The organism is Bradyrhizobium sp. CIAT3101 (genome assembly GCF_029714945.1).
Lineage (GTDB): Bacteria > Pseudomonadota > Alphaproteobacteria > Rhizobiales > Xanthobacteraceae > Bradyrhizobium.
Map to the genome: position 1 here is coordinate 1768442 of NZ_CP121634.1, position 12875 is coordinate 1781316.

Genomic DNA, 12875 nt, shown 5'->3' on the forward strand with positions numbered 1-12875 from the left:
CTGCATACAGCGGGCGCCGGGCGCATTTGGCCTGAAAAGGGTAAAAACTTAGACAGTGTTCCTGCCGTAAAATTACCTAGCCGCGCACCTTATGCCGCGCGGATCTTGCCGAGGAAGTCGCTGACCTCTTGGCCGAGCTGGTTGCTCTGGGTCTCCAGCATCTCGGAGGCGCTCTTCACATTGTCTGCGGCCGCGGCTGCGGCGTCTGCATCCGCCCTCACGCCGGTGATGTTGTCCGAGACGTTCTTGGTGCCCTGCGCCGCATATTGGGTGCTGCGCGTGATCTCCTGTGTCGCCGCGCCCTGCTCCTGCACGGCCGCCGCGATCGCGGTCGCGACCTCGTTGACCTCGCCGATGATGCCGCCAATGGTCTGGATCGCGTTGATGGCATCGCCCGCGACCTTCTGGATGTCGGCGATCTGCTCGGAGATTTCTTCCGTTGCCTTCGCGGTCTGGCTCGCCAGCGATTTCACCTCGGAGGCGACCACCGCAAAGCCGCGGCCGGCTTCGCCGGCACGTGCGGCCTCGATGGTGGCGTTGAGCGCGAGCAGATTGGTCTGTGCCGCGATGGTGTTGATGAGGCCGACGACCTCGCCGATGCGGCCTGCGGACTTCTGCAGGCCCTGCACCGTGCCGTCGGTCTCGCGCGCCTGCGTCACGGCGCGACCGGCGATGCCGGCGGCGTGGGCGGCCTGCTGGCTGATGTCGTTGATCGAGGCCGAGAGCTCTTCCGCGGCGGCCGCGACGCTGTCGACGCTCATGGAGGCGTCGTTGGAGGCCTTGCCGGCAACCTGGACGCGGTCGTTGGTCTGCCGCGAGACGGCGGAGAGATCGCCCGAGGTCTTGCGCATCCGCCCCGACGCATCGTTCAGCTCGCCCAGCGTCTTGCGCACCGCGCCCTCGAACTCGCCGACATAGGCCTCGATCGCGCGCTGCCGCGCAGCGGCTCCGACGTTGCGTTCGCGCTCGTGCTCTTCGATCTTGAGCTTTTCAGTGGCCTGCTGCTTGAAGGTTTCCAGCGCGCCGGCAAGGGCGCCGATCTCGTCCTGGCGATCCAGATAGCCGCTGTCGACGGCGAGATCGCCGCCGGCGACCTTGAGCATGGCATCGCGGATGGTGTTGAGCGGGTTGATGACGCGGCGGCTGACCAGCATGATCGCGCCGACCGCGAGGCCGATCGCGAGCGCCAGCAGCACCAGTTGCACGATCAGCGCGCGCTGCGCGGCGCCACGCTGATCGAGGGTGTGCGCCCTCGCGGCATCGAGGGCGGCTTCGGCGACCGCGACCGCGCTCGCCATGCGGCCGACCGTGATCGGGCTCCACTGGTTGGCCGTCATCTCGGCCTTCTCGCCCTTGACCAGCGCGTCGGCGAGGCGATCACGCAAGGCCAGGTATTGCGGATCGAAATAAGCGGTCTTGGCTCCGGCCATGGCGGAGGCGAGCGCCGGCGGCAGCTGCATGCCCGAGGTCGACAATTCCAGCGCCTTCCACATCGCGCTCGTGCCGCCGACATATTGGGTATAGTTGTAGCGGGCTTCCGGCGTGATCTTGCCGGCGGCAAGCCCCATCGAGACGATCAGCGAACCTTCGCCCGCGGTGTTGCGCAGCAGCCAGGCGTTCTGCTTGATCGCCAGCAACTGGTCGATCTCGGCGTCCTGGTGGTTGACGGTGGCGGCAAGCGTGTTCCCGAGATTGTCGAGCACATCGAGCAGCCCCTGCGTCGTCTCCATATATTCCTTGGTCAAGCCCGCACGGCGCTGGTCTTTCGGCTTGGCGACGTTCTCCCAGAACTCCTTCTGCTCTTCGATCAGCAGCTTGTTGAGGCGCGCGAGCTCAGGCACCAGCGTGCCGGATCGCGGGAAGTCCATGGACGGCAGCAGCACGAGCGCGCGTGCCATCGCGGGCATCTGCGCATCGCGCAGCGCGCGGAGATATTTCTCGATCTCGGAGTCCATCGGTTCGGTCGCGTTCAACAGCCGCGACGTGGTCGAGCGATCGGTACGCAGATTGTGCATCGCCTTGAATAGGTCCGCGGAGGCGTCGGCGATCGCCGAGATGCGATTGGCGGTGTTGAGGCGATCCCAGGATTCGTAGGCGGTGAGCGAGAGTGCGATCACCACGCAGCTCGACGTGATCGCGATCACTGCCTTCAACAGTGCGGACACGGTCAGACGATTGAGCATCGAAGTCCCCCCAAATTCCCATTTCAAAGTTCGGCACAGACGCCCCGGCAAAATCGAGAAAACGGGGGGCGGTCGCATCGGCAATCGCATACCGTTCGCGGCGCGCAGGCCGTACGGTTTCCGCATCTGAAACGAAAAGGGTAAAGTTTTAGGCAGGCCGCCTGCCGGTAGAATTACGCATTTACCAGAAGTTGTAAGGGGTTGCGCGGGTGGAACCGGCGCGCGAGACAGGCGTTAGGACCTCGTTAGCAATTTGCCTGAAGGGGGCCCTGCAATGCTGGTCGGCGTACTCGTCACCTTTCTCGTCATCATTCTCGTGCTTTATCTCATCAACATGCTGCCGATGGACGGGCGCGCCAAGCAGATCGCGCGCGTCGTGGTCATCATCATCGGCATCGTGTCGCTGCTGAAATACCTCGCGGTGTTTTAGCGGGCGACACAGACGCCCAACAAAAAAGCCCCGGCGCGAGCCGGGGCTTTTGGTGTTCGGATGATCGGCCTCGGCCCGCTGCTTTAGCCCAGCGCCTTCGCCTCGCGGCGGCGCGCGGTGAGGATGTACTCGGTGTAGCCGTTCGGCTGCTCGCGGCCCTTGAAGATGAGGTCGCTAGCCGCCTTGAAGGCGACACCGTCGAAGGCGGGTGCCATCGGCTTGTAGATCGCGTCGCCGGCGTTCTGCTTGTCGACGACGACGGCCATGCGCTTGAGCGATTCCATCACCTGCGCTTCGGTGATGACGCCCTGGTGCAGCCAATTGGCGAGATGCTGGCTGGAAATGCGCAAGGTGGCGCGGTCTTCCATCAGGCCGACATCATGGATGTCAGGCACCTTGGAGCAGCCGACGCCCTGGTCGATCCAGCGCACGACGTAGCCCAGGATGCCCTGGCAGTTGTTGTCGATCTCCTGCTTGACGTCGTCGGGCGCCCAGTTCGACTTCGACACGGGAATGGTGAGGATGTCCGAGAGCTTTGTGCGCGGACCGCCCTTGGTGAGTTCTTGCTGCCGCGCGATGACGTTGACCTGGTGATAGTGCAGGGCGTGCAGGGTCGCCGCAGTCGGCGAGGGCACCCAGGCCGTGGTGGCGCCGGCCTGCGGATGGGCGAGCTTCTGCTGGAGCATGTCCGCCATCTTGTCCGGCGCAGCCCACATGCCCTTGCCGATCTGGGCATGGCCGGGCAGGCCGTCGATCAAGCCCATGTCGACGTTCCAGTCCTCATAGGCCTTGATCCAGGCCTGCGCCTTCATCTCGTTCTTGCGGATCATCGGACCCGCTTCCATCGAGGTGTGGATCTCGTCGCCGGTACGGTCGAGGAAGCCGGTGTTGATGAACATGATGCGCTTGGAGGCACGCTGGATGCAGGCCTTGAGGTTGACGGTGGTGCGCCGCTCCTCGTCCATGATGCCGACCTTGAGGGTGTTCTCAGGCAGCGCGAGCATCTTCTCGACGCGGTCGAAGATCTCGCAGGTGAACGACACCTCGTCCGGGCCGTGCATCTTCGGCTTGACGATATAAGCCGATCCGGTGCGGCTGTTCTTGACCTTGGAGTTGCCCTTGAGGTCGTGGATCGCGAGCAAGCCCGAGACGGCGGCGTCGAGCAGGCCTTCCGGCACCTCCTCGCCCTTCTCGTCCAGCACCGCGTCGGTGAACATGTGGTGACCGCAATTGCGCATCAGCAGCAGGCTGCGGCCGTGCAGCTTGACCTCGCCCTTGCCGTCCGGCGTCTTGTAGCTGCGGTCGGCGTTGAGCGAACGCGTCAGCGTCTTGCCGCCCTTCTCGAAGTCTGCCGACAGCGTGCCGTTCATCAGGCCCAGCGTGTTGCGATAGACCAGCACCTTGTCCTCGGCGTCGACGGCGGCGACGGAGTCTTCCATGTCGAGAATGGTCGACACGGCCGATTCCATGATCATGTCGGCGACGCCGGCCGGATCGTCCTTGCCGATTACGCTGCTGCGGTCGATCTTGACCTCGACATGCAGGCCGTTGTTGGCGAGCAGCACAGCGCTCGGCGCGGCCGCATCGCCCTGGAAGCCGGCGAACTGCGCGGCGTTCTTCAGCGCGGTGGCGTTGCCGCTCTTCAGCTTCACCGCGAGCTGGCCTGCGACGACGCTATAGGCGGTGACGTCGGTATGGCTGCCGGTCGCCAGCGGCGCGGCGGCGTCGAGGAAAGCCTTGGCCTTGGCGATCACCTTGTCGCCGCGCGCCTTGTTGTAGCCCTTGCCGCTCTCGGACGGATCGTGCGGAATCGCGTCGGTGCCGTAGAAGGCGTCATAGAGCGAGCCCCAGCGCGCATTCGCGGCGTTCAGCGCGTAGCGCGCATTGGTGAGCGGCACGACCAGCTGCGGGCCGCAGATCTTGCCGATCTCCTCGTCGACATTGGCGGTCTCGACCTTCTGCGTCGCCGGCTCCGGGACGAGATAGCCGATCTCTTTCAGGAAGGCGGTGTAGGCGTCGAGGTCGAACGCCTTGCCCTTGTTGGCGCGGTGCCAGTCGTCGATCTTGGCCTGCAGTTGATCACGGAAGGCGAGCAGCGACCGGTTCTTCGGCCCCAGCTCCTTGATGATGCCTGCCACCCCGGCCCAGAACGCATCCGGCGCGATCCCGGTTTTCGGGGCGGCTTCCTTGGCGATGAAATCGAAAAGGACGGGGGCGATCTTCAATCCGTGGGCGTCGACGCGTTTCATGATGGTCTTTCTTGTTCGAAATGGCTGTTTTTGGCTGCTTTTGACCCGACAGCAGCAAAATGCGCCCGCTCAGGGCGGCTTTCGGGACCTATTAGCCTCAAAATCGGGGCGGTGAGAAGACCCCTAAAGGTCTGTCAAAATGTCAAGGAGAGGGGGCGGCACAGCGCTCCGCTGTCATTCCCCGCGAAAGCGGGGAATCCAGTACGCTGCGGCTTTCTCCGCATCCCAACGCTGTCTCTGGAATACTGGGTCGCCCGGTCAAGCCGGGCGACGACAGCGGGGAATAGGAGGCCTCAAATATTCGCGGCGAGGTCCACGACTTCGTCGAACAGCACGCCGGTCGTCTTCAGCATCTGTTCGATCTCATCCGCTGCATCCGTGACGGTACGGGCAGACGTGTCGATCACAAGCTCAGCCGCCTCGGGCCGCTCGTAGTCGTTGCCGATGCCTGTGAAGGAGGCAAGTGCGCCGGCGCGGGCCTTCTTGTAATGGCCCTTGGGGTCGCGCTCCTCGCAGATTTCGGCCGGTGTCGCGACGTGGATCTCGCGGAATGCGGTGTCGGCGATGCGCCGCGCGGTGGCGCGGTCCTCGCGGGCCGGCGAGACGGCGGCGACGATGGCGATGTGGCCGTTGCGGGCGAGATGCGTTGCGACCTCGGCAAGCCTGCGGATGTTCTCGCTGCGATCGGCGGCGGAAAAGCCGAGATCGTTGTTGAGCCCGGCCCGCAGCGTGTCGCCGTCGAGCAGGATCGGCGAGCCGCCATTGGTGAACAGCCGCCGCTCCAGCGCCTTGGCCAGCGTCGACTTGCCGGAGGCCGGCAGGCCGGTGAGCCAGACCACCGCGCCGTTGTGGCGATAGCGCGCGGAGCGCTCGTCGGCGCGCAGCGCCGATTCCACCGGCACGATATCGACAGGCACGGCGCGCTGGCCGGCATCGACCGACAGCACCAGGCCGCCGCCTGCGATGCGCCCGGACACCTCGATCACGAGGCGGCCGGTGCGCGGATTCTCGGTGTAGGGATCGGCGGCAATCGGATTGGACAGGGAGATGTCGATCTCGCCGACATGGTTGCGGCCGATCGCCTTGTTCTCGCGGCTCTCGAGCTCGCCGGGATCGACTGCCTTCTCGATGGCGACTACCGTGGCGCGGCTTTCCTTCGGCCCCGAGCGGACCAGGATCTGGTCGCCCTTGGCGAGCGGCTTGTCGTGCAGCCAGAAGATGCGCGCGCGCAAGCGCCGCGTCTCGCGCGGGGCGGTGTTGGCATGCGCAATGATGTCACCGCGCTCGATGAACAATTCGCGGTCGAGCGTGATGCCGACCGAGCGGCCGGCGCCCTGGCGCGTTGCGACCGGCGTCACCGGCCAGCTTTCGACCGTCTTGATCTTTGCGATCTTGCCGGCCGGCATGATCACGATCTCGTCGCCGGCAATCAGGCTGCCGGATTCGATACGGCCTGCCACGATGCGGCGATCGTCGAACTTGTAGATCGCCTGCACCGGCAGGCGCAGCGCCAGCGCTTCCAGCGGCCGCGCCGGTTCGAGCCGATCCAGCGCCTCGACCACCGTCGGACCCTTGTACCAGCCGATGCGATCGGTGCGCTCGGCGACGCCGTCGCCGTCGCGCGCGGAAATCGGGATGATTGCGGTCGGCGTCACGCCGAGGCCGTTGAGATGCGCGGAGATCTCGTCGCTGATCTCCTTGAAGCGCAGGTCCGAGAAATCGACGCGGTCCATCTTGTTGACGACGACCGCGACCTGCTTCACGCCGAGCAGATGCAGGAGATAGCCGTGACGGCGGGTCTGGTCGCGCACGCCTTCGAGCGCGTCGATGATCAGCACCGCGCCATCGGCCTGCGAGGCGCCGGTGATCATGTTGCGCAGGAATTCGGCATGGCCGGGCGCGTCGATCAGCACGATGTCGCGCGAATTGGTGCGGAAGCGGATCTGCGTGGTGTCGATGGTGATGCCCTGGTCACGCTCGGTCTGGAGCGCGTCGAGCAGGAACGACCATTCGAACGGCATGCCGCGCCGCGCGCTGACGGCCTTCAGCATCTCGAGCTTGCCGTCGGGCAGGCTGCCGGTTTCGTGCAGCAGGCGGCCGACCAGCGTCGACTTGCCGTGGTCGACATGGCCGACGATGACGATGCGGACCTGCGGACGCGTGGTGCCGTTGGGCGTGGCGGGCGACGTGGGGGTGACGAGCATGTTCATGACCGCGATGCGTCCTTGATCAGAGATAGCCGGCGACGCGGAGGCGCTCGAAAGCGTCCTCGGTCTCGTGGTCGAGCGCGCGGCCGGCGCGCTCCGGCACCTTGGTCTGCTCGAGCTCGGCCAGGATCTCGTCGATGTTCGTTGCCGTCGAAGCGACCGGATTGGTGATGTCCTGATCGCCCAGCGAGCGATAGCGCTTGCCGTCCTTGGCGAGGTAGAGCGGGATGATCGGGATGTTCTCGCGCTTGGTGTAGGCCCAGATGTCGGCCTCGGTCCAATGCAGGATCGGATGGATGCGCAGATGCGCGCCTTGCGGCGGCGATGCGTTGAAATGATCCCAGAATTCCGGCGGCTGGTCGCGCACGTCCCAATTGCCTTCGAGACCGCGCGGCGAGAACACGCGCTCCTTGGCGCGGGTGGCTTCCTCGTCGCGGCGAATGCCTGCGATCAGGCCATCGAAGCCGTATTTGGCCAGCGCCATCTTGAGGCCTTCGGTCTTGCGCGCGGCGGAACGGGCGGCCGGCGGCAGAGTTGGGTCGACGGCATCGATCGGCGGGCAGGGCTCGACGCGCAGATCGAGCTCCCACTCTTTGCCGTAATGATCGCGGAACCGATACATCTCCGGAAACTTCTTGCCGGTGTCGACGTGAAGGGCCGGGAACGGCAGGCGGCCGAAGAACGCCTTGCGCGCCAGCCAGATCATCACGTTGGAGTCCTTGCCGAGCGACCACAGCAGGGCGATCTTCTTCAGACGGGCGAAAGCCTCGCGGAAGATGTAGATGCTCTGCGCTTCCAGCTGGTCGAGATGGTCCATGCTGGGGGCGGTCAGCGCGACGGGAATTTGCTCGGAAACGGGAGCTTGGGAGTCCCGTCCATCTGCACCGGAATCGGTCCTGAGAAGATGCATCTCTGCCACTTTGCGTTTGGAGGCGAATTTTCTATAGTTGCGGTGCAGAAGAGAAGAAAAAATTTTCTCTTTGCGCGCTCGAAACGACACATATATAGAAAATAATTCCAGTCAACCCCGGATGTGGGGGAAGCGAGTATCGCATGCGGTTCTTGCCGGTGTTCCTCGATCTCAAGGCCGGTCCGGTGGTCGTCATCGGCACGGGTGAGCTTTTGCGCGCCAAGCTGCGCGTGCTCGCGGCCGCCGGTGCGCGCCTCCGCGTGCATGCGATCGACGGCAATCATGAGCTGGGCCTGAGTTCTGACGATGCGGCGCGTGTCGAGATCGCGACCGTCGATCCGCTCACGGCCGATCTCGCAGGCGTCATCGCCGTTGTCTGTGCGGGCGCTGGCGATGTCGGTGTGGCGATGTCGGCGCGGGCGAAGTCGCTCGGGCTGCCCGTCAACGTCATGGATGATCTCGAACACTCCAGCTTCATTTTCCCGGCCATCGTCGATCGCGGCGATGTCGTGGTCGCAGTCGGTACCGGCGGAACGTCACCGGTGGTGGCGCGGCGCGTGCGCGAGAAGATCGAGGCGCTGCTGCCCGCGCGCATCGGCGAGCTCGCCGAGTTCATCGGCGGCTTTCGCAAATCGATCAACGAGCGCATTGCCGAGTTTCCGCTGCGCCGCCGCTTCTGGGAGCGCGTCATCGACGGCCCGATCGGCGCCGCTGTGTTGGCCGGCCGCAAGGGCGAGGCTGATGCCGCGCTCAAGCAGATTTCCGATCCGACCGCATTCGCGCGCGCCGACAAGCCGGAAGGCTCGGTCGCGTTGGTCGGTGCCGGCCCCGGCGATCCCGATCTCCTCACGATCAAGGCGCTGCGCGCGCTGCAGGATGCCGATATCGTCTTCCACGACGAGCTGGTCTCGCCCGACATTCTCGACCGCATCCGCCGCGACACCACGCGCGTTGCGGTCGGCCGCCGTGTCGGCAAACCCGGCATCGGCCAGGACGCCATCAACAGGCGCATGATCGAGGCCGCGCAAGCCGGCCAGCGCGTCGTGCGGTTGAAGGGCGGCGATCCCTTCGTGTTCGGCCGCGGCGGCGAAGAGGTGGAAGCGCTGCGCGCGGCCGGTGTTGCCTATTCGATCATCCCGGGTATCACCGCTGGCCTCGGCGGCGCCGCTGATTTCGAGGTGCCGCTCACTTTCCGTCACGAAGCGACCCGCATCACCTTCCTCACAGCGCACAAGGCGCGCGACGCGGAGACGGTGGATTGGTCGACGCTGACCGACACCAGGATGACCGTCGTCGTCTACATGGGCATGACCGCTGCGCCTGCGATACGCGCCGGCCTGTTCGCCGCTGGCCGTTCGCCGGAGACGCCGGTCGGCGTGTTCGCCCGCGTCACGCGGCCGGATGCGCAGGGCGCAATCGGCACGCTGCGCGACTTGCCCGAGCTCGTGCGGCAGACCAATGGCGGTCCCGCCATCCTCATCATCGGTGACGTGGTCCGGCATGCCGGCTCGCTTCATCGCCAATCTCCAAAGCAAATCATCTCTGACCTATTGGATGCAGCCGAATGACCTCTCCGCTTGAACAGAAGAAAATCAAAATCGCCGGCCCTTCGGTGGTGACTGCCAACCGCACCTGGGACGGCATCGTGGTGTATCGCACTGCCGCCAAGAGCTGGTCTGCGGACCTGTCGGAAGCCGCGATCGTGCGCAACTCGGACGAAGCGAAGGCGTTGCTTGCGGAGTCGGTCGCCGATGACGTCGGCGCGATTGGTCCCTATATCGCACCGGTGCAGGTCGGCGCGGACGGCAAGATCGAACCCGGCAATCTGCGCGAACAGATCCGCCGCACCGGCGTGACCATCGGGTCGTCGGCCCAGGCTTAAGGCACTCTCTGATGTATGCTTACGATGAAATCGACCGCACGCTCGTCAATGAGCGCGTCTCGGAATTCCGCGACCAGGTGAAGCGCCGCCTTTCGGGCGAGCTCACCGAGGACGAATTCAAGATCCTGCGCCTGCAGAACGGCGTCTACCTGCAACTGCACGCCTACATGTTCCGCGTTGCCATTCCGTACGGCACGCTGGCGACGAACCAGTTGCGGGCGCTCGCCCATGTCGCGCGCAAATACGACCGCGGCTATGGCCACTTCACCACGCGGCAGAACATCCAGTTCAACTGGATCAAGCTCGCCGAGCTGCCGGACGCGCTGGAAGATCTCGCCAAGGTCGGCATCCATGCGATGCAGACCTCCGGCAACAACATGCGCAACGTCACCTCGGACCAGTGGGCCGGCGTCGCGCCCGGTGAGATCGAGGATCCGCGCATCTGGTCCGAGCTGATCCGCCAGCACACCACGCTGCATCCGGAATTCTCGTTCCTGCCGCGCAAGTTCAAGATCGCGATCACGGCGTCGGATCATGACCGCGCCGCGATCAAGATCCACGACATCGGGCTCAAGCTGATCAAGAACGAAAAGGGCGAGACTGGATTCGAGGTGCTCGTCGGCGGCGGTCTCGGCCGCACGCCGTTCATCGGCAAGACCATCAAGCACTTCGTGCACGGGCGCGATATCCTCAGCTATATCGAGGCGATCCTGCGCGTCTACAATCAGTACGGCCGCCGCGACAACATCTACAAGGCGCGCATCAAGATCCTGGTGCACGAGCTCGGCATCGAGAAATTCTCGCGCGAGGTCGAGGAGGAGTGGCAGCACATCCGCAATTCCTCGCTCCAGATCGACGACGAGGTGATCGAGGACATCCGCTCGCGCTTCAGCTATCCCGCTTACGAGAAGCTGCCGCACATGCCGGACGAGCTGCGTCAGGCCGCGGCCGACGCGGACTTCGAGGCGTGGCGCAAGAACTCGGTGGCGCCGCACAAGGTGCAGGGCTACTCGATCGTCACGATCTCGCTGAAGCCGATCGGCGCGCCTCCGGGCGATGCCACGGCCGAACAGATGGATGCGCTGGCTGATCTCGCCGACAAATATTCCTTCGGGGAGATCCGCGTCGGCCACGAGCAGAATCTGGCGCTGCCCCATGTTGCCAAGCGCGACCTGCCGGCGCTGTGGAAGGCGCTCGACAAGCTCGGGCTGGCGACGCCGAACGTCAATCTGATTACCGACATCATCGCCTGCCCGGGTCTGGATTATTGCTCGCTGGCCAACGCGCGCTCGATTCCGATCGCGCAGGAGCTGACGCGGCGCTTCGCCAACCATGAGCTCGCCAATCTGATCGGGCGGCTGCACATCAACATCTCCGGCTGCATCAACGCCTGCGGTCACCACCATGTCGGCCATATCGGCATTCTCGGCGTCGAGAAGAACGGCGAGGAGGTCTACCAGATCACCATCGGCGGCCGCGCCGACGAGGGTGCTGCGCTGGGCAATCTGATCGGACCCGGCGTCAAGTTCGACGAGGTCGCCGATGTCATCGAGGACGTCGTTGAAGCGTATCTGGCGCTGCGCGAGCGGCCGGAGGAGCTGTTTATCGACACCGTAAAACGCCTCGGCGTCGAACCCTTCAAGGAGCGCGTCTATGCCACTCGTTAACGGCGGAAAAATCATCGACGACAGCTTCGTCAAGCTGGCCGTCGACATCCCGCTGCCCGAGAGCGGCGACATCCTGGTGCCGGCCGAGCGTTTCATCGGCGAGGCCGACGCGTTGCTCAAGCGCGCCGGCAAGGTCGGCGTGATCTGGCCGAACAACCGCGACATCGACGAGCTGGTGCCGTATCTCGGCAAGGTGGCGACGGTTGCGCTGGTGTTCCCGACCTTCCGCGACGGGCGCGCCTACAGCCAGGCGCGGCTGCTGCGCGAGCGCTACAACTATCGCGGCGATTTGCGCGCGACGGGCCAGATCCTGCGCGATCAGTTCGTGTTCATGCTGCGCGCCGGCTTCGATTCCTTCGAGGTGAAGAAGCAGGCGGACGCGGAAGCGTTCATGCAGACCGCGAAGCGCTACTCGGTGTTCTACCAGCCGACCGGCGACGGCCGGATCACGGCGCTGCACCGGCGCATGCAGTTGCGTCACTCCGAGGGTGTCGGCACGTGAACGCGATGGCGCCCCAGGTCTCATCCGTCTCGACGCTGCCTTCGGCGGCGGAGCTCGATCGCGCGTTGCGCGAGGCCTCTCCTGCAGAAGTCATCGCGGCGGCGCTCAAAGCCGTCGGGCGCGAGAAGCTTGCGCTGGTGTCGTCCTTCGGGACGGAATCGGCGACGCTGCTCAAGGTCATGGCGGATGTCGATCCGGCCATCCCGGTGATCTTTCTCGACACCGGCTGGCTGTTCGAGGAGACGCTGGCCTATCGCGATACGCTGATTGCGACGCTCGGCTTGAAGGACGTCCGCTCCATCAAGCCGGCGGAAGAGACGCTGACGCGCGAAGATCCCGAACGCGACCTCTGGTTCTCCGATCCCGATGCCTGCTGCCGTATCCGCAAGGTCGAACCGCTGGCGCGCGCGCTGAAGCCGTTTTCGGCCTGGCTTAACGGCCGCAAGCGCTTTCAGGGCAATTTGCGCGCCGACATTCCTGTCGTCGAGGACGATGGTGCTCGGTTGAAGTTCAACCCGTTCGCCAACGTCTCGCGCGAGGAACTCGAAGCGATTTTCATCCGCGCCAAATTGCCGCGTCACCCCCTTGCGGCGTCTGGTTTTCGCTCGGTTGGGTGTATGCCTTGCACGAGCAGAACGGCCGAGGGCGAGGATGAGCGCGCAGGTCGCTGGCGTGGCCGGGCCAAGACAGAATGCGGCATCCACACGATGAAGGCTTCGTAGCACAGGCAAGCTGCCCCGCTTCGAACAAGAAAATCCGGTTCCGTTGACTTGAGTGCGTTTCGCCATGAGTTTCGCCTGCATGCCTTTGCCGACATTGGCGTCGTCGAAGTGAATGGAGATGGA

General features: G+C 64.8%; 10 protein-coding genes. 6 read left to right on the forward strand and 4 right to left on the reverse strand.

Annotated elements, in window-relative coordinates:
* Positions 1–89: 89 nt before the first annotated feature.
* Positions 90–2183, reverse strand: coding sequence for a methyl-accepting chemotaxis protein (locus QA645_RS08200; protein ID WP_283049464.1), 2094 nt, complete (start codon positions 2181–2183; stop codon positions 90–92).
* Between the two features lie 274 nt (positions 2184–2457).
* On the opposite strand from QA645_RS08200, the gene QA645_RS08205 reads away from it, so the two are divergent.
* Positions 2458–2613 (forward strand): Thivi_2564 family membrane protein, encoded by a 156-nt coding sequence (locus QA645_RS08205; RefSeq protein ID WP_084292245.1) that lies wholly within the window; start codon positions 2458–2460, stop codon positions 2611–2613.
* An 83-nt stretch (positions 2614–2696) separates the two neighbouring features.
* Here the strand turns inward: QA645_RS08205 and QA645_RS08210 are convergent, their stop codons facing one another.
* The 3 genes from QA645_RS08210 to cysD form a co-directional block, all read right to left on the reverse strand.
* The gene (locus QA645_RS08210) at positions 2697–4862 is read right to left on the reverse strand and encodes a malate synthase G (RefSeq protein ID WP_283049468.1); all 2166 of its coding nucleotides are present in this window, start codon (positions 4860–4862) and stop codon (positions 2697–2699) included.
* Between the two features lie 293 nt (positions 4863–5155).
* Positions 5156–7072 carry an adenylyl-sulfate kinase gene (gene cysC / locus QA645_RS08215; protein WP_254134017.1) on the reverse strand — a complete coding sequence of 639 codons (1917 nt, stop codon included), beginning with the start codon at positions 7070–7072 and terminating at the stop codon, positions 5156–5158.
* A 19-nt stretch (positions 7073–7091) separates the two neighbouring features.
* Positions 7092–7886: a sulfate adenylyltransferase subunit CysD gene (gene cysD, locus QA645_RS08220; RefSeq protein ID WP_254135527.1), complete on the reverse strand. Its 795-nt coding sequence runs from the start codon at positions 7884–7886 to the stop codon at positions 7092–7094.
* A 236-nt stretch (positions 7887–8122) separates the two neighbouring features.
* On the opposite strand from cysD, the gene cysG reads away from it, so the two are divergent.
* Genes cysG through QA645_RS08245 form a run of 5 tightly spaced genes read left to right on the forward strand, consistent with a single transcriptional unit; the run spans position 8123 to position 12752 of the window.
* The gene (cysG, locus tag QA645_RS08225; protein WP_283049470.1) at positions 8123–9547 is read left to right on the forward strand and encodes a siroheme synthase CysG; all 1425 of its coding nucleotides are present in this window, start codon (positions 8123–8125) and stop codon (positions 9545–9547) included.
* Positions 9544–9861, forward strand: coding sequence for a DUF2849 domain-containing protein (locus QA645_RS08230; RefSeq protein WP_092216576.1), 318 nt, complete (start codon positions 9544–9546; stop codon positions 9859–9861). The genes cysG and QA645_RS08230 overlap by 4 nt, the downstream gene beginning before the upstream one ends.
* Positions 9862–9872: 11 nt before the next feature.
* Entirely contained in the window at positions 9873–11528 is a 1656-nt protein-coding gene (locus QA645_RS08235; RefSeq protein ID WP_254134015.1) for a nitrite/sulfite reductase, read from the forward strand.
* Positions 11515–12030: a DUF934 domain-containing protein gene (locus tag QA645_RS08240; protein ID WP_283049474.1), complete on the forward strand. Its 516-nt coding sequence runs from the start codon at positions 11515–11517 to the stop codon at positions 12028–12030. Before QA645_RS08235 ends, QA645_RS08240 begins: the two co-directional genes overlap by 14 nt.
* Positions 12027–12752: a phosphoadenylyl-sulfate reductase gene (locus QA645_RS08245; protein WP_283049476.1), complete on the forward strand. Its 726-nt coding sequence runs from the start codon at positions 12027–12029 to the stop codon at positions 12750–12752. Before QA645_RS08240 ends, QA645_RS08245 begins: the two co-directional genes overlap by 4 nt.
* Positions 12753–12875 lie beyond the last annotated feature (123 nt).

Excerpts from the sequence above, each read along its gene's own strand:
- QA645_RS08200 (WP_283049464.1), bottom strand. The coding sequence starts at position 2,183 with ATGCTCAATCGTCTGACCGTGTCCGCACTGTTGAAGGCAGTGATCGCG.
- QA645_RS08205 (WP_084292245.1), top strand. The coding sequence starts at position 2,458 with ATGCTGGTCGGCGTACTCGTCACCTTTCTCGTCATCATTCTCGTGCTT.
- QA645_RS08210 (WP_283049468.1), bottom strand. The coding sequence starts at position 4,862 with ATGAAACGCGTCGACGCCCACGGATTGAAGATCGCCCCCGTCCTTTTC.
- cysC (WP_254134017.1), bottom strand. The coding sequence starts at position 7,072 with ATGAACATGCTCGTCACCCCCACGTCGCCCGCCACGCCCAACGGCACC.
- cysD (WP_254135527.1), bottom strand. The coding sequence starts at position 7,886 with ATGGACCATCTCGACCAGCTGGAAGCGCAGAGCATCTACATCTTCCGC.
- cysG (WP_283049470.1), top strand. The coding sequence starts at position 8,123 with ATGCGGTTCTTGCCGGTGTTCCTCGATCTCAAGGCCGGTCCGGTGGTC.
- QA645_RS08230 (WP_092216576.1), top strand. The coding sequence starts at position 9,544 with ATGACCTCTCCGCTTGAACAGAAGAAAATCAAAATCGCCGGCCCTTCG.
- QA645_RS08235 (WP_254134015.1), top strand. The coding sequence starts at position 9,873 with ATGTATGCTTACGATGAAATCGACCGCACGCTCGTCAATGAGCGCGTC.
- QA645_RS08240 (WP_283049474.1), top strand. The coding sequence starts at position 11,515 with ATGCCACTCGTTAACGGCGGAAAAATCATCGACGACAGCTTCGTCAAG.